This is a genomic window from Paenibacillus arenosi (genome assembly GCF_014841135.1).
Lineage (GTDB): Bacteria > Bacillota > Bacilli > Paenibacillales > Paenibacillaceae > Paenibacillus_B > Paenibacillus_B arenosi.
This window is the reverse complement of the sequence record NZ_JACYTN010000020.1, coordinates 59,227-74,209: the sequence shown is the minus strand read 5'-3', so window position 1 is coordinate 74,209 and position 14,983 is coordinate 59,227. Positions and strand designations below refer to the sequence as shown.

The 14,983-nt window shown below is 43.6% G+C and carries 17 protein-coding genes; 7 read left to right on the top strand and 10 right to left on the bottom strand.

The features are described from left to right. The first annotated feature begins 42 nt into the window (after positions 1 to 42). The 4 genes from IFO66_RS18505 to IFO66_RS18490 all read left to right on the top strand — a co-directional run bounded on the left by IFO66_RS18505 (position 43) and on the right by IFO66_RS18490 (position 3,494). Positions 43 to 900 carry a MurR/RpiR family transcriptional regulator gene (locus tag IFO66_RS18505; protein WP_192026585.1) on the top strand — a complete coding sequence of 286 codons (858 nt, stop codon included), beginning with the start codon at positions 43 to 45 and terminating at the stop codon, positions 898 to 900. 8 nt (positions 901 to 908) lie between these two features. Then, positions 909 to 1,637, top strand: coding sequence for a glucosamine-6-phosphate deaminase (gene nagB, locus IFO66_RS18500; protein WP_192026584.1), 729 nt, complete (start codon positions 909 to 911; stop codon positions 1,635 to 1,637). Next, positions 1,630 to 2,805: an N-acetylglucosamine-6-phosphate deacetylase gene (gene nagA, locus IFO66_RS18495; protein WP_192026583.1), complete on the top strand. Its 1,176-nt coding sequence runs from the start codon at positions 1,630 to 1,632 to the stop codon at positions 2,803 to 2,805. Before nagB ends, nagA begins: the two co-directional genes overlap by 8 nt. A 440-nt stretch (positions 2,806 to 3,245) precedes the next feature. After that, positions 3,246 to 3,494 carry a hypothetical protein gene (locus tag IFO66_RS18490; RefSeq protein WP_192026582.1) on the top strand — a complete coding sequence of 83 codons (249 nt, stop codon included), beginning with the start codon at positions 3,246 to 3,248 and terminating at the stop codon, positions 3,492 to 3,494. Positions 3,495 to 3,690: 196 nt separating this feature from the next. Here IFO66_RS18490 and IFO66_RS18485 read toward each other — a convergent pair whose 3' ends face one another. From IFO66_RS18485 to IFO66_RS24130, 5 genes are all read right to left on the bottom strand, one after another. Continuing rightward, on the bottom strand, positions 3,691 to 5,163 hold the full coding sequence (locus tag IFO66_RS18485; protein ID WP_337913368.1) for an FAD-dependent oxidoreductase: 1,473 nt from the start codon (positions 5,161 to 5,163) through the stop codon (positions 3,691 to 3,693). A gap of 66 nt (positions 5,164 to 5,229) precedes the next feature. Beyond that, a complete protein-coding gene (locus tag IFO66_RS24135) occupies positions 5,230 to 5,355 on the bottom strand; it encodes a hypothetical protein (protein ID WP_273015648.1) in 126 nt (41 codons plus the stop codon). An 83-nt stretch (positions 5,356 to 5,438) separates the two neighbouring features. Further along, the gene (locus IFO66_RS18480; protein WP_028594140.1) at positions 5,439 to 5,663 is read right to left on the bottom strand and encodes a helix-turn-helix domain-containing protein; all 225 of its coding nucleotides are present in this window, start codon (positions 5,661 to 5,663) and stop codon (positions 5,439 to 5,441) included. Positions 5,664 to 5,858: 195 nt separating this feature from the next. Next, entirely contained in the window at positions 5,859 to 6,572 is a 714-nt protein-coding gene (locus tag IFO66_RS18475; RefSeq protein ID WP_192026581.1) for a YhcN/YlaJ family sporulation lipoprotein, read from the bottom strand. A 111-nt stretch (positions 6,573 to 6,683) separates the two neighbouring features. Beyond that, complete coding sequence (locus tag IFO66_RS24130; protein ID WP_273015646.1) at positions 6,684 to 6,806, bottom strand: hypothetical protein; 123 nt, start codon at positions 6,804 to 6,806, stop codon at positions 6,684 to 6,686. Between the two features lie 39 nt (positions 6,807 to 6,845). Between IFO66_RS24130 and IFO66_RS18470 the strand changes: the two genes are divergently transcribed. After that, a complete protein-coding gene (locus IFO66_RS18470) occupies positions 6,846 to 7,934 on the top strand; it encodes a glycosyltransferase family 4 protein (protein ID WP_192026580.1) in 1,089 nt (362 codons plus the stop codon). Positions 7,935 to 8,009: 75 nt separating this feature from the next. Here IFO66_RS18470 and IFO66_RS18465 read toward each other — a convergent pair whose 3' ends face one another. Both IFO66_RS18465 and IFO66_RS18460 read right to left on the bottom strand, forming a co-directional pair. Continuing rightward, a complete protein-coding gene (locus IFO66_RS18465; RefSeq protein WP_225445884.1) occupies positions 8,010 to 8,936 on the bottom strand; it encodes an NAD-dependent epimerase/dehydratase family protein in 927 nt (308 codons plus the stop codon). Positions 8,937 to 8,993: 57 nt separating this feature from the next. Beyond that, positions 8,994 to 9,350 carry a hypothetical protein gene (locus IFO66_RS18460; protein ID WP_192026579.1) on the bottom strand — a complete coding sequence of 119 codons (357 nt, stop codon included), beginning with the start codon at positions 9,348 to 9,350 and terminating at the stop codon, positions 8,994 to 8,996. A 194-nt stretch (positions 9,351 to 9,544) separates the two neighbouring features. On the opposite strand from IFO66_RS18460, the gene IFO66_RS18455 reads away from it, so the two are divergent. Continuing rightward, the gene (locus IFO66_RS18455; protein ID WP_192026578.1) at positions 9,545 to 10,750 is read left to right on the top strand and encodes a glycosyltransferase family 4 protein; all 1,206 of its coding nucleotides are present in this window, start codon (positions 9,545 to 9,547) and stop codon (positions 10,748 to 10,750) included. Positions 10,751 to 10,824: 74 nt separating this feature from the next. Next, positions 10,825 to 11,010 (top strand): hypothetical protein, encoded by a 186-nt coding sequence (locus IFO66_RS18450; RefSeq protein ID WP_192026577.1) that lies wholly within the window; start codon positions 10,825 to 10,827, stop codon positions 11,008 to 11,010. 108 nt (positions 11,011 to 11,118) lie between these two features. Here IFO66_RS18450 and IFO66_RS18445 read toward each other — a convergent pair whose 3' ends face one another. The 3 genes from IFO66_RS18445 to IFO66_RS18435 form a co-directional block, all read right to left on the bottom strand. Next, positions 11,119 to 11,433, bottom strand: coding sequence for a YbjQ family protein (locus tag IFO66_RS18445; protein ID WP_028594135.1), 315 nt, complete (start codon positions 11,431 to 11,433; stop codon positions 11,119 to 11,121). 108 nt (positions 11,434 to 11,541) lie between these two features. After that, a complete protein-coding gene (locus tag IFO66_RS18440; protein ID WP_192026576.1) occupies positions 11,542 to 13,968 on the bottom strand; it encodes a heavy metal translocating P-type ATPase in 2,427 nt (808 codons plus the stop codon). A gap of 295 nt (positions 13,969 to 14,263) precedes the next feature. Beyond that, complete coding sequence (locus IFO66_RS18435) at positions 14,264 to 14,983, bottom strand: glycosyltransferase (RefSeq protein WP_192026575.1); 720 nt, start codon at positions 14,981 to 14,983, stop codon at positions 14,264 to 14,266.

Here is a 14,983-nt window from a genome sequence, read left to right as displayed (position 1 = left end):
ACGAAAATGATTTTTACATCAATATTGTAAAGGTTGATAGCTTTGTCTAGTATTCTACATGCTATTGAGCAGCGACATGATCAGTTCCATCAACAAGAAAGCAAGCTGGCTGCGTATATTTTGCAGTTCCCAAGCAATGTAGTCACTATGGGAATAACAGAATTGGCAGAACAGTCTGGCACCTCAGCAGCTACCGTGACGCGCTTTTGCAAGTCGTTTCATTTTCGTGGATTTCCCGACTTTAAGACGAAGCTTGCTGCCGATCTTGCACAACAGACATCGCCGCTAACTTATCAAGATATTATTGCAGGCAATCCGCTAGCGGATATTGTCAAAGCAATCGAGGCAAACCATATCCGTTCTATCGCAGATACTACTCGCCTACTGGATATACCATCTTTAACACGGGCAGTGACTGCATTGAATGGAGCGCGCCAAATTGATCTATATGGGGTTGCTACTTCCGGTATCGTAGCCCTTGATTTCTATCAGAAGCTGATTCGGATTGGCAAGCGGGCGACCGCATTCCAAGATCCACATATGCAAATTACATCAGCAGCCAATTTGACAGAAGAAGATGTTGTCGTCGCGATTTCCTATTCAGGGGAAACACCTGAGACGATTGAAGCGCTGCAATGCGCAAAGGAGCGCGGAGCAACGACGATATCACTTTCCAAGGTTGGTTCCAGCCGATTAGCAGAGCTGGCTGACATTAACTTATTCGCATCTTCATTAGAAGAAGGAATGCGCAGAGGAGATATGGCTTCTCGGATCGCTCAGTTGCACGTGATTGACACATTGTTCGCAGCTATGGTCAGTGAAGCATTCAACGACCATATTCCGATGCTAGAACAATCGTATCGCATGGTACGCAAGTACCGTAAAGATAAAGGGAGGTAATTGACATAATGAACATTATGACTTTTAACACAAACGAAGAATTGAACCAAATCGCAGCAGGTATTTTCGCAAGCCTTATCCAAACGAAGCCTACCGCTGTTCTTGGATTAGCAACAGGCAGCACGCCAATCGGTATTTACCAAGAGCTAATTCGCTTGAACGAGAAAGGCTATGTTGACTTTAAAGATGTAACATCTTACAACTTGGATGAATATTGCGGACTTCCGGCTGATCACCCAGAAACGTACCGTTCCTTCATGAACGCGCAATTGTTCAACCATGTTAATATCGATAAAGCAAAAACACATGTACCTAACGGCAATGCAGCTGACTTGGATGCAGAAAGCAAATTCTACGATGAGCAGCTTGCTAAAGCTTCAATCGATCTTCAATTGCTCGGTCTTGGCCACAACGGTCATATCGGCTTCAATGAACCAGACGCAGAGCTTCATGCAGGTACGCATGTCGTTAACTTGAAAGAAGAAACTCGTCAAGCGAATGCTCGTTTCTTCAACTCCATCGACGAAGTTCCTACACAAGCAATTACTATGGGTGTAGGTTCCATTCTTAAAGCGAAAATGGTCATGCTTGTCGTTCGCGGCGCAGAAAAAGCAGACATCGTTCACCGCGCTTTGACGGGTCCAATTACGACGGAAGTGCCAGCATCCTTGCTGCAAACACATCCTAACGTTGTGGTACTTCTCGACAAAGAGGCGGCGAAACATTTCCATGCATAAGACAACCTTTACGATTAAAAATGTACAAGTTGTGACGTTGAATGGCACGATTTCGAATGGAATTGTACGTGTCGTGGACGGACGTATTGCCTATATCGGCACGCAAGCACAACTAACAGAAGCAGAACAAGGTTGGCTATCCGATGCGATTGACGCTGATAACGGCTACTTGCTGCCTGGGTTCATCGATGTTCATGTCCACGGTGGTTTTGGCGCCGACTTCATGGATGCAACAGCAGAAGCTTACGATACGATTACAAAGTTCCATATGGAACATGGCACGACTGCGATGCTCGCAACATCGATGACACAGTCTCGTGAAGCGCTTAGCAGTGTAGTAGCTGCAGTTGAGTCTTACATCAACAACGGCTCATCCTATGCGCAGCTGGCAGGTCTACATTTGGAAGGACCATTCGTCAATCCGAAGTATAAAGGCGCTCAAAATGATGCCTATATGATGGACCCGCAGTTAGAGTGGCTGCAAGAGTGGCATGAGCAGCATCCTGGTATTATGAAGCAGCTAACACTTGCGCCTGAGCGCAATGAATCGCTCGAAGCGATTCGCTGGTGCCGGGCTCACGGCATTAACGTGGCTGCTGGTCATACAGGTGCAACATACGATGAGATGACTGTCGCTGCAAATGCAGGCTTGAATCAAGCTGTGCATACGTTCAACGCTATGACGGGCGTACACCATCGCGATCCTGGCGTTGCAGGTGCAGTGTTAACAGATGACCGTATCACGGCAGAAATTATTGCCGACGGCATTCACGTTCACCCAGCTTGCATCAAGCTGCTTGCTCGCGCCAAAGCACCTGGCAAGCTTGTGCTCATTACTGACGCAATGGCAGCTGCAGGCATGCCAGATGGTCAATATGAGCTTGGCGGCCTCGCGGTAACAATGAAGGACGGCGAATGCCGCCTTACAGAGGGCGGAGCGCTTGCTGGCAGCACATTGACGATGATCGAAGCGGTTCGCTTCGTCATCAACCAAGTAGGCTTGTCGCTTGAAGAGGCTTCCCGTCTAGCGAGCATCAATCCTGCTCAACTGATCGGCATTGATGAAGTGACGGGCAGCATCGAAGTTGGCAAGCAAGCTGACCTTGTGCTAACAGACCGTGACCTGAACGTCAAAGACGTATGGGTGAAAGGAACGGCTAAAGGTTAAATTTTAAACGCATAGCTTACGTACATTAATAATGCACCTCTTGCATTACTCTAAATGATCAGAGCTATATTACAATAAAACCTTCAATACCACTTGAAATAGACTAGGGACTGCCCTGTCTCCCTTAGTGGTATTGAAGGTTTTTCTATATGCAAATGAAACATGGTGTTCAATAATTCGCAACAAAAAGTGCCCTGCCCCGTATAACATAAACGTATATTCGTAATTATCATTTGCATATTGTTATATTCACAACTTGCAAATGTAGCAAGAAGTTTAATCTTTATGTATATGTATTTTATCTATCTTTAATTGAAACAGGTGACCTATTATCATTCTATTCTTATATCCACACGCTCTCACGCTCTGCCTGTAGAGGAATAGCTAATTCCCTTGGTGTCCTTTACGGGCGGAGCCTCTTTCCAAGGGAGCGTGATGGCATGAAGCCTCATAACAAAAATCGCAACAAAGCATTTGCTAGACATCAAAGAAAGCGGATTATCCGACGCAAGAAGCTAATAGCAGCTCGGTTGGAATGGCAGGTCAAATATGAAGGCCGCTTCGCCAAAGGCAAAGTACATTGTTCTTGCTCGATGTGCAGCGAGAAGACGAAACAGCACGGGTATCCGAAATCACAGTTGGTGAAAATGATGAATTGTCATGAACAATTGCTCACATGGGGTTTTTAAATCTTGTTGATCCGTTAAAGTGATTAATACATACTTAATCTCCGCTCAATATAGAAAGTGACTGTATACTAATAGACAGTCACTTTTTTCATTACGTATGTATCAAAATAAAAGAAAAGATCTTCACTACTACCCTTCAGAACGATGGAGTCTCTGAGAGAGTAGCAATAAAGATCTTTCGGATTTTATAATTAATTTATTTTTGCACTTTAATACGGTAGCTATATTCCAAGTATTTATGAATGCGCTTGAAATCAGAAGGGGTCAATTGTTTCAAACGTTTATGCTTCCCTTCACGTGCGATAATAATACCGATTGTTTCTGCTGCCAATGCTGTATTTGGCATAATACGAACACTTCCATATGCTGTTGCAGTCGCACCAACATTTTTTCCAGCGACAATTACATTCTCGTACTCCTTCAACATAAATGAGCGAAGTGGAATACCGTAACGATCTGGTTTGCCCAATGTAATGCCTTTAGGGACGGATTTCGTGCCTTGCAAATCAACAGGGTAACTGCCAATACTTACATTATCCCAGAACATTTTGCCAGACATAACATCTTCATAATTAATGATATAGTCGGTTTCAAATCGATTATAATCACGGATATATAAATAATCCGGGAACCCATCTAATTGTGCATGTTCGTATCCAGGGATGTTTTTCTTCAAAAATTGCAGCACTCTTGGTGCTTCTTTAATTGCCTTTTCTCGTGCTTTACGTACTGACTCTGGATTAGCTGGATCAACATCAAATATTAAAAAGGCATTCATGATTACTTTTCCATTTAACTGGTATGTCGTGTTAAGCCCTCTCAGCATCAGTTGAGAATCGTTAGGCTTGAATTTAGCGGTAACATTACTAAAACCTGTCGCATAATTCCAATCTACATATGTACCTGGACCGTACTTTTTGGCTACATTCGTTAATGGATAGTCCTTGAGCACCGCTTGATGCAGTTTGGGCCAATTCACATTTTTAAATTTAAGCATTAACGTTGCTGCCATATAATCCGGCTTTTTACTTTTATACACCGTTTCGACACCGGGAATTCGCTTAACTCCCAATTTACCAGTCAATGCATTGTGGTCCGTGTTTTCTACCCAATAGTCCGCTTTGACCGTATAAGTCTTTTTATCTTTAGCTATGTATGTAATTGAATCAACCGTCTTTAACTTATCCCTTTTACCCATGCTGACTTTTTTAATTGTAATTCCACTTCTTAAAGGTATCCCTTTAATTAGCTGATTATAATATCTTGTAAATTGTTCATGTGTACGAATGTTTTTAGATTTGTAGCCATCGTATAATTTCTTCATCTCACCTTGTACGAGACTACGTTTACGCTTATCATTCGGTTCATCCAACACTTGCATCTGTCCCTGAATAAGCTGACCGCCCGGCTTCTCTCTTGGATCAAGTACAAGTACTTTTAAGCCGTTCTTATGCGCTGCCTTTGCCAGCATCATTCCTTCTACTTCACTGCCTATAAGGACGATGTCATAGGTACTGCATCCATTTCCACAGGAAGCTCCTGATGCCATAACATATTGATGAGGCAATAAGATAGCGACAACAAGAAGCAACGCTATCGTTTTTACATAGAACTTATTTTCACCTTTTCCTCTGCCTCGTTCTGAAAAGTTACCCCACATTCTCTTCATAACCGCTCCTCTTTATTGCTAAAATTTTTGTGTTTACCCCAAATCAATATAACACAAATTACCAAATTAAAAAATATATTTTTTAAATTTTTCACTTGAAATACAAAAAAATAAAGCGTCCCCGCCAGTACCTGTAAAGCACTGTGTCGGACGCTCAAGTATATCTGATGCAAGCTGCTTGAACTTGCTCATCCCATAACCTTCTATTCCTGCTTACCGTAGGTGACAGTAAAGGCAAGATTACAAAGGTTAAACGATAAGGGCGTGAACTGCTATCAGATTTTTAACTCCCCAAGCTTAATTAGCTGGACAACCGCTTGTGAACGACCTTTAACATTTAGCTTCTGCATCACATTCGAGATGTGGTTTCGAACCGTTTTCTCGCTTATGAATAGCTGCTGCGCGATGTCACGGGTCGTCTTGTCTTGTACGAGCAATTCAAAGACTTCACGTTCACGGTTGGTTAAAAGGAATTTGCTCTTGTGATCGCTGCCCTTCAAGTGTCACCCCTCCTTGCCCGAGTTTTTGTAGATTTAACAAGGTTAAGGGATACAGTCAAAGTTATAGTATGAAGGGCACTTACACTTGGTGCTGAGCACAGAAAAAATGGGCTGTGTCTTGAGCTCCGTTACCAAAGTAGCTTGTACTCTTGATAACGACTCATCGACAACAGCCCAGTTAAAGGTTACATTATACTATTTTACAGCATGCCCTGCATTTGTTGGGAAGATCCGTCTCGTCATCTCATTGAACTCTACCGCAAAGCCTTGGAACGGATGGCCCGCTTTTACATGCTCCGCATATTGAGACATACGATCTACAAAGTTCGGATCTTCTGACACATATACATTTTTGACGTTGGGAGACGCTTTTTTCACTTCATGCGCAATTTTCGATTTCAAATCTTTAGACAGTGCTTTGTTCCCTGTGTTCGCTTTATTTACGCTACCATTCCTATGCGTAGAAGCGGTTGTCACCGCGACATAAGCACTGTCGTTGCTTTGTACAACGTAAGCACGATGAACACCCGGAATCGCAGCTACCTTATCAGCCGCTTTTTGGCTCAAACTCATGTTTTGACCCGTATACGGCATGTTACGATTCGTATTGTTGCTTCGATAGCCATGGTTATAACCATTGTAGCCGTAGCCACTTATGCCATCATTGCGATTGTAATTATTGTAATTACGATAATAATTGCCATCCGTATTATATGGAGTGCCATATCCATTAGGATAACCGTATCCATTTGTACCTGATGTCCCATATGGAGCCATTCCATTTTGGTAATTAGACGTCGTATTCGGGTACGCACCTTTTGTCGTTGTTCCGTTATTGTAACATCCCGTCAAACCTGTCATCATGACCATTGCTGCTGTCATTGTCAGTAGCGCTGCCTTCATACGCATGAACGTGTTCCTCCTTATGATGAGTATTGATAAGATGCCGCCATCTGTTATCATGCTCATCAGGCACGCTGCAAATGCTAATAAAAAGTTGGTATTGAACTACTGCATCACTTACAACTGCATATCGCTAAAGGATGTCCAATACTGCCATGCACCAGCTTCTAAATGACTGTAAAGCAAGGACAACTTGCCCACACGGGAAAGAGCTGACATACATACAATGGTAACAAGCATTTGAAGGCATTCACCCTACATCGCTGGAGGCGAATAAGATTGAAAATTCTGTTCACGTTCTATGTGCCAAGCGGAGGAATTGATACGCTCAATCGCCAGCGCTGTCAAGTACTCAAACAAGTAGGCATCGAAGGTCATCTCCTCTATACGACCCCAGGGAGCGTTATCCGTAACCCGACCTCCATTCCTATGTACACGACATCGTTTGACGAGGATATCTCACAACTTATTCGTACTCACCGTTATCAGCTTATTATCGTTTCTTCAGATTATTTAATGCTGGAGCGACTTCGTAGACTTGGATACAGAGGTCCTATTCTTTATGAAGCACAGGGACTCGGCCATATTAGCCTTGCAGAACAAACCGTAAAGGAAGCGGCTCCCTACTTAAGACAATACGCTGCTGGTGTTCATCTCCCCAAAACAGCTCACCTTATCCAATTGTTTCGCAAGTACTGTCCATGGCTCCCACAATACTCCTTCCCAAATGTAGTCAACACGGATACGATTCATTATAAATACAATCCACCTGTACCCAACCCTATTATTGCTTGGGTAGGGAGATTAGAAGCAAATAAGAACTGGAAGCACTTTTTAGAAATTGGCTATTGGATGCATTATTATATGCCCAATGTCCGATTATGGATGTTTTACGATTCGACAATATATACGGAAGAGGATCGGCAACAATTCGAGCCCTTCATTCAAAAATTGAACTTGCAAAATATTTTGACGATTCGTGATCGTGTGCCTCACGCTCATATGTCAGATTACTATTCGATGATCGGTGACTCAGGAGGATTCCTACTCTCTACATCCCAAGCCGAGGGATTCGGCTATGCAGTTGCTGAAGCAATGAGCTGCCGCTGCCCTGTTCTCAGTACAGATTCAGATGGTGTACGCGCATTTATTACACATAATATTACCGGGAAATTTTATCCTTTCGGCTACATTGAACAGGCTGTCCAAGAGGGGCGCTCACTTATTTCCGATCAAGCTTTACGAGCTTCTATACGAGAACAAGGAGTTTATCATATCAAAAATCAATTTTCACCAAGCAAATATCAAGCTGATTTTCTTAATATGGTGAATCAGGTGCTTGTCCTCACACACAACAAGCGTAAATAAACAAACATCCAATCCTACGTTCGTTTCATCCATAGGATTGGATGTTTTTAGTTTTTTTTATTGTATACGATACAGCTAGACAGATTGAAATGCGGCAGCATACTGCCATGTTAATGCCAGCCCTTGATGTAAGGAATAGCTGGGCCGCCAAGTAGAAAGCTGCTGGAGCTTATTTGCACTTAGACAGCTATGTCGTATATCACCAATTCGCTTTTCTCCCCATTGCCGCTCAATGTTTCTACCTGACAATTGTTCATAAATAAGGCTCAGCTCGTTAATGGAAACCGATTTGCCTGTACTAACATTGAACGTATCATACAAGTGATACTCAGCAACAGATTGGATAGCACCTGACACATCTTTTACATAAATAAAATCCCTGGTTTGCTCCCCGTCTCCATGAATAAGGAGCGGCTTATTGTGCAAAATACGATCAGTGAATAGTGCAATGACTCCACCTTCCCCTTTCGGCGTTTGTCGAGGTCCATATACATTGGCAAATCGAAGGATGGAGGATCGAAGTTCATATTGCTGTGAAAATAAGCGAATGTATTGTTCAGCTGTCCATTTGGATAACCCATAGCATGAGCTTGGTTGAAGAGAATCGTTTTCGGTAATCGTTGTATGGGATTGATCGCCATATATGGCAGAAGTGGATGCAAAGATGAAGTGAGTGTTTTTTAAAGAAGTGCAAGCCTGCAACAATCGAATCGTACCGCTTGCATTTACAGCTAAATCGTCATACGGATTTTCCTGAGACTGCTTCACATCGGCTTGAGCCGCTAAATGTACAATTACGTCTGGCTGTATAGAATGTATAAGCGACACTACAGCACGTCGGCGAATATCACCAGCATGTATAAGAGCTGAAGGGTGAAGCCAATCGCGACTGCCCGTACTAAAATTGTCTAGTACATGTACTTCGTGGCCATTGGATATCAAATCTTCCACAACGTGAGACCCGATAAATCCAGCCCCTCCGGTAACAATAATACGCATCATGCCACTTTCCTTCCTATGAGGGATACATGAATTGATTTGCTGCTTCCTTTGCTCATATTAACTTGTAATCTCCGCAAATGACAACATTCCCCATTCATGAATGATGTGTCCCCTACGGTTGTACACACGAAGAATAATATCTAATGGATGACGACCCGAAATCGTCGTGTAGAGTTGAACGACAATTTTTCCACCTAGAAGCCGAATATCAGATAACTGCACTTCAGCATTAGGGAAGCCCGCAGGCATTAATCGGTGAAGATGTTGTGCAAACACGGCATCGTTTGCCGTAAGCCTGACTAGTAAGTTTGACTGCTGGGGGCATTGATTGCGGACAAACAACGTAATTTTGTCATAGGGAGCTTTTCCGTTCCGCTCAACATTATCAATTTGTTGCGAGTAATATACGCTCATAGTATCTTCTCCTCGCTATTTTCAACTTTCATTAGCGATATCGTGATTACGATATGCTAGCACTACCCGATTGGCAACGTACTCCTATTTCATTCTCCGTCCATTTCACAGCTTATCTAGGTGGACTGCCTATACAACTTTGCTGCGCTCCCCATATATTAGAGCATCTAACGATGACAGTAGGGGGGTTGCGAATGAAAATACTACTTGCAACATATTGGGAAATTCCCCACCTCGGCGGTGTATGGCCCCTAATGGAGCGACTAGCACATGATCTTCGGGCTAGAGGCCATGAGGTAGACATTTTCGGCAACAATGTTCATTACTATCATCTTGTCAATCAGCAGCGCCGCTTCATCAAGTCCCATTATTCACCGTTGATCGAAACTCATTTGAATCATACGCCCCTCAGTGCCAACGCTGTCGTCTATCATACTGAAGTAGATCGCTTAATTATGGAGCTCACTGCATCTACACTAAACCTAGGTCAGTACGACCTCATTCATACGCACGACGCCATTTCCGCCCGCTCTATCGCTCGAGTAAAGCCCCCGCATGTCCCGCTCTTAGTTAACCCACACGGATCACTACTTGGCGAGATTAAGCTGCTTATCGACTCACATGCTTTGCCGAGCAGCAACTTTGATCTACTCTATACTTACTATTCCTCGCTAGAAAAAAGAGGCATCCTATCCGCCAATCATGCACTGGCCGCCTCCAGCTGGCTGAAGCGAATATTAGGCCAAGATTATCAGGTGCCAGAAACCCATATAAGTGTATTTCCATATGGAATCGATACGGCGCGCTTCCACGCCCAGATGCATGTGCCTAATGAGGCTGTTGTACCTCCCTATAAAAAAGTCATTACCTATGCAGGCCGCTTCGTTCACCTCAAAGGGATTCAAGTATTGCTTAACGCCTTGTCTACGTTAAAACAAATTAGGCAGGACTGGGTGTGTTGGCTTATTGGTGAAGGCGATAACAAAAGTGAGTATATACAACAAGCCGAATCACTCGGATTAGGCTCTGATGTCGTGTTTTGGGGAGCTCGTTCCGACGTCCCTCGCTTCATGGCATTGACTGATATTTATGTGCAGCCTAGTTTGCAAGATAATCAACCACTCTCTGTTATTGAGGCGCAAATTGCTGGCTGTGCTGTTATCGTCTCCTCGGCGAGCGGATTACCAGAAATGGTTCAACATGGGGCAACAGGGGTCGTCGTCCCTGCAAACGACAGTGATTCTTTATTTCGTCATTTGCACCATTTGCTACAGTATGATACGCAAAGAGTTCAGCTCGGACAGCATGCTCAACATGTCGGTATGCATCAGTGGTCTTTGGCACGATACAATCACGATATGTTTCACTTATATCAGCGTCTTACCGGGAAGCCAGTATAGCGATACTGCGTTTTGCAACCCAACCCTGACATTTTACTTATAAAGCTGTGATTTCTTATGAAGGGGGTGCCACTATGCGAGTGCCTGGTCAATTGTACAGCAATTTATTTTTGACCGCGTCATCTGTGCCAGAGCTGCTTGTCGAGGATTCTATATGGAACGAAGTATATCACTGGCTGCCGAAGCATTATTCCATCCCTGATCTTGATGTCATTGCTCCCGTCTTGGAACAATACAAAAAACAAACGGGAGAAGGATAAGCGACGTATCCACCCTCTTTTAATAACACAAAAAAGAAGTGCCGTCCAGAGCGACTTAAGGCGGACGGTACTTCTTTTTTATTTTGATAAGATTGTCTTGTCTATCTATTATCTGATAACGACAGCCGTTCCACTAGCCGCCACCATAAGCATGCCATCACGTATCACTTCATAATCAATATCAATGCCGACAATTGCATTTGCACCGCGCGTGCCAGCTTGATGTTTCATTTCAGTAAGCGCAATATCACGTGCTTCTTTAAGCTTGCTCTCATAGGCACCTGAACGACCACCTACAATATCTCTGACCGAAGCAAAAATATCCCTCACCACGTTAGCACCCATAATCGCTTCCCCATTTACAATGCCAACGTACTGGGCAATCTCCTTGCCTTGAATCGACGAAGTCGTTGAAAGAATCATCGGTTACTGCCTCCTAAGATGTAATTCGTAATTCGCCTTAGTATACATAGTTCAAGCTATTTTTATCAGTTGGCGATTGTGAAACCCATCATGGAGGCAGTATCGTTATTACAGCTTCACCCGCTGCAAGCGGAGTGCATTTAATACAACAGACACAGAGCTTAGAGCCATCGCTGCACCGGCCAACCACGGCGCCAACAAGCCGATAGCTGCAATGGGAATACCCAATGAATTATAAGCCAACGCCCAGAACAAGTTCTGACGAATGTTACGCATTGTCTTACGGCTCATCGTAATCGCATCTGGAATACTTCTTAAGTCACCACGCATAAGCGTTACGTCCGCTGCTTCCATCGCCACATCTGTACCTGTACCGATTGCCATACCAATGTCGGCTGTAGCTAATGCTGGCGCGTCATTGATACCGTCACCGACCATAGCCACTTTTTTACCCTGTGCTTGCAGCTTTTTAATTTCCGCCGCTTTTCCTTCTGGAAGCACCTCGGCTAGCACATGATCGATGCCTGCTTGCTTCGCAATTGCTCTCGCTGTACGCTCATTGTCACCCGTCATCATAATTACTTCAAGACCGAGCTGCTTGAGACGCGCAATCGCTTCTTGCGATGTTTCTTTAATCGTATCTGCTACCGCTACTAGACCGGCAAATTGGCCATCGATAGCAACAAGCATTGCTGTCTTGCCTGTATCTTCAAGCTGCTGCATCTGTTCAAATGCTTGCTCGCAAGCGATATTGTACTTCGCCATCAGCTTACGTGTACCAACCAATACGTCACGGCCTTCTACAACCGCACGGATACCATACCCCGGGATCGCTTCGAACTGCTCGGATGCTGGCATTTCAATGCCTTTTGCAGCAATGCCTGCTACGATTGCTTCTGCCAACGGATGCTCCGAGTTCTTTTCTGCTGAACCTACCAAGCGCAAGAACGTTGCTTCATCCACATTAGCCGTCACAACGTCCGTCAACTCAGGCTGGCCTTTTGTAACTGTACCTGTCTTATCCAGCACTACTGTCTCAATACGATGCGTAGACTCTAAGTGCTCGCCACCTTTGAACAAAATACCTAATTCAGCAGCGCGTCCCGAACCAGCCATAATCGAAGTTGGTGTTGCCAAACCTAATGCACATGGACAAGCAATAACGAGTATAGCAATTGAAATTTCTAGAGCTGTGCTGAATTCACCCGGCGCAACCCAGAAGAACCATACTAGAAAAGCAATCACGCTTATTGCGACAACAATCGGAACAAAAATACCTGAAATTTGATCCGCTACACGTTGAATCGGAGCTTTGGAACCTTGCGCCTCTTCTACTACTTTAATAATTTGAGCAAGTGCCGTTTCTTTACCTACCTTTGTTGCACGAATACGAAGGACACCATTTTTATTAATGGTAGCTCCGATGACCTCATCGCCGACTTTTTTCTCAACCGGAATACTTTCTCCCGTCAGCATCGACTCATCAATGGATGAAGTACCAGCTACGACAACACCATCAACCGCTACTTTCTCGCCTGGCTTAACGACGACAATATCATCAATGACAACTTCATCAGTTGGAATCGTTATTTCTTGACCATCTCTTATGACAAGAGCTGTTTTCGACTGCAATCCCATTAATTTTTTGATCGCTTGCGAAGAACGACCTTTGGCAACCATTTCAAACAATTTCCCTAAAATAATCAACGTAATCAATACAGCACTCGTTTCATAATAAAGGGCAGGTGCGTGTCCCTGATGAGCTGATGTAGACCATTCAAACGATAAATACAAACTGTAGAAATAAGCAGCTGACGTACCTAATGCGACGAGTACATCCATATTAGCACTCTTATTGCGCAAAGCCTTATAAGCGCCAACGTAGAACTGCCACCCGATAATAAATTGAACCGGCGTTGCCAACGCGAATTGGAACCAAGGGTTCATAAATATTTCAGGGAGCCAAATAAACGAAGTAAAGGAGAAATGGCTTACCATCGCCCATAGGAGCGGGAAAGAAACGATAGCAGACACGATAAATTTAATTTTTTGCGTCTTAATTTCCTTCTCACGATACCCCTCTTGGGTATCCTCATCCGACTTGCGATGCGCTTTGTATCCGAGCTGCGCAACCTTGCCCTGAATGTTATCAATCGTTACTTCCGCACCGTTAAACTCTACATGAGCTGTCTCCAGCGCAAAATTAACAGAAGCATTTGTTACACCAGGAAGCTTATTTAACCCTTTTTCAATTCTCGTGGCACAAGCCGCGCACGTCATGCCTGTTATTGCAAGATCAACGTTTTCTTTTACCGTCTTGTAACCTAGTTTCTCAACTGCCTTCTCCAACTGTTCCATTTGCACTTGATCAGCTTGATAAGTAACAGAGGCACGTTCCAAAGCAAAGTTTACATTCGCATCAGTGACGCCATCTAACTTCTTCAATCCTTTTTCAATACGGTTCGCACATGCTGCGCAGGTCATACCTGATATTTGCAGCGAGGTTTGCTTCAAACTAGCCGATTGCTCCGACATTGTTATCCCTCCAGTTTAAATAATAGGATTATGTTGATTAAAATTGCTATCCATAGCAGCCTTCCATTCTGCTCGAACAACAACTTGCGCTTGCTTCGATAATCAAATAATATACCCCCCACCCCTATATTGTCAACCCTATTATTTCCTATATTTTATCCTTTATGCTGATTTACTTATTCGAACTGCTGCTTTATGTATAAACAAGCATAACCCTTCGGCACACGAAGGAATGGATCTTCCTTGTATGACAAAGGGCCTGTTTCCTCCCTGTAACATTCATGATGTACTCCGTTCAACGTCTAGACAATTGGTTAATCAAATGTCTTAAATGAGGATGATAACATTGATTCGTCCTTTTCACTTCTTGCTGTATCGCACCTTGATGGCGAATGGTTCCCATCGCTTCATGACGACGATAGGCTGTTAACGAAACATTTAGAAAATGAAATTTATAACCTGCCAGCATCGTTCGATACCATAAATCTAGGTCATGCGTATACGGTAAATGTTCATTAAACACACCAACGCGTTCAAACAAACTGCGGTGCATCATAACGGTACAACCGTTAATCGGATTGGAATGTAGGAAGCTTCGATAGAAATCTAGATCATGTTGAAATAGGAGTGCGGCATTCGTAGACGTCACGTTATCAAAAGGGTCGATATAGTCAAAATTCGTATAGCTAATAATAGATTGTCGTTCCTGCATAAAATGAACTTGCTGGCGGATTTTATCAGGGTAGAAGCGATCATCAGAACTCAACCAAGCAATATACTGCCCTGAAGCATATTTAATCGCATGATTTAACGCTGAAGCCGTACCACCATTTGCTTTGCCTAAATAATGAACGCTCGGTACAAATTGACGCACTCGATCTGCATATTGAGTCGAACCATCATCAACGACGATAATTTCGATGTTCGGATAGGTTTGATTCAACGCACTTGCAACGGCCCTATCCACATAAGGGTCATTATAGAAAGGCATAATAATCGTTACTAAAGGCTGCAT

Coding starts and splice junctions, on each gene's coding strand:
- nagB (WP_192026584.1), top strand. CDS start 909: ATGAACATTATGACTTTTAACACAAACGAAGAATTGAACCAAATCGCA.
- nagA (WP_192026583.1), top strand. CDS start 1,630: ATGCATAAGACAACCTTTACGATTAAAAATGTACAAGTTGTGACGTTG.
- IFO66_RS18490 (WP_192026582.1), top strand. CDS start 3,246: ATGAAGCCTCATAACAAAAATCGCAACAAAGCATTTGCTAGACATCAA.
- IFO66_RS18485 (WP_337913368.1), bottom strand. CDS start 5,163: ATGAAGAGAATGTGGGGTAACTTTTCAGAACGAGGCAGAGGAAAAGGT.
- IFO66_RS24135 (WP_273015648.1), bottom strand. CDS start 5,355: ATGAGCAAGTTCAAGCAGCTTGCATCAGATATACTTGAGCGTCCGACA.
- IFO66_RS18475 (WP_192026581.1), bottom strand. CDS start 6,572: ATGCGTATGAAGGCAGCGCTACTGACAATGACAGCAGCAATGGTCATG.
- IFO66_RS24130 (WP_273015646.1), bottom strand. CDS start 6,806: ATGCTTGTTACCATTGTATGTATGTCAGCTCTTTCCCGTGTGGGCAAG.
- IFO66_RS18465 (WP_225445884.1), bottom strand. CDS start 8,936: ATGATGCGTATTATTGTTACCGGAGGGGCTGGATTTATCGGGTCTCAC.
- IFO66_RS18460 (WP_192026579.1), bottom strand. CDS start 9,350: ATGAGCGTATATTACTCGCAACAAATTGATAATGTTGAGCGGAACGGA.
- IFO66_RS18455 (WP_192026578.1), top strand. CDS start 9,545: ATGAAAATACTACTTGCAACATATTGGGAAATTCCCCACCTCGGCGGT.
- IFO66_RS18450 (WP_192026577.1), top strand. CDS start 10,825: ATGCGAGTGCCTGGTCAATTGTACAGCAATTTATTTTTGACCGCGTCA.
- IFO66_RS18445 (WP_028594135.1), bottom strand. CDS start 11,433: ATGATTCTTTCAACGACTTCGTCGATTCAAGGCAAGGAGATTGCCCAG.
- IFO66_RS18440 (WP_192026576.1), bottom strand. CDS start 13,968: ATGTCGGAGCAATCGGCTAGTTTGAAGCAAACCTCGCTGCAAATATCA.
- IFO66_RS18435 (WP_192026575.1), bottom strand. CDS start 14,983: ATGCAGCCTTTAGTAACGATTATTATGCCTTTCTATAATGACCCTTAT.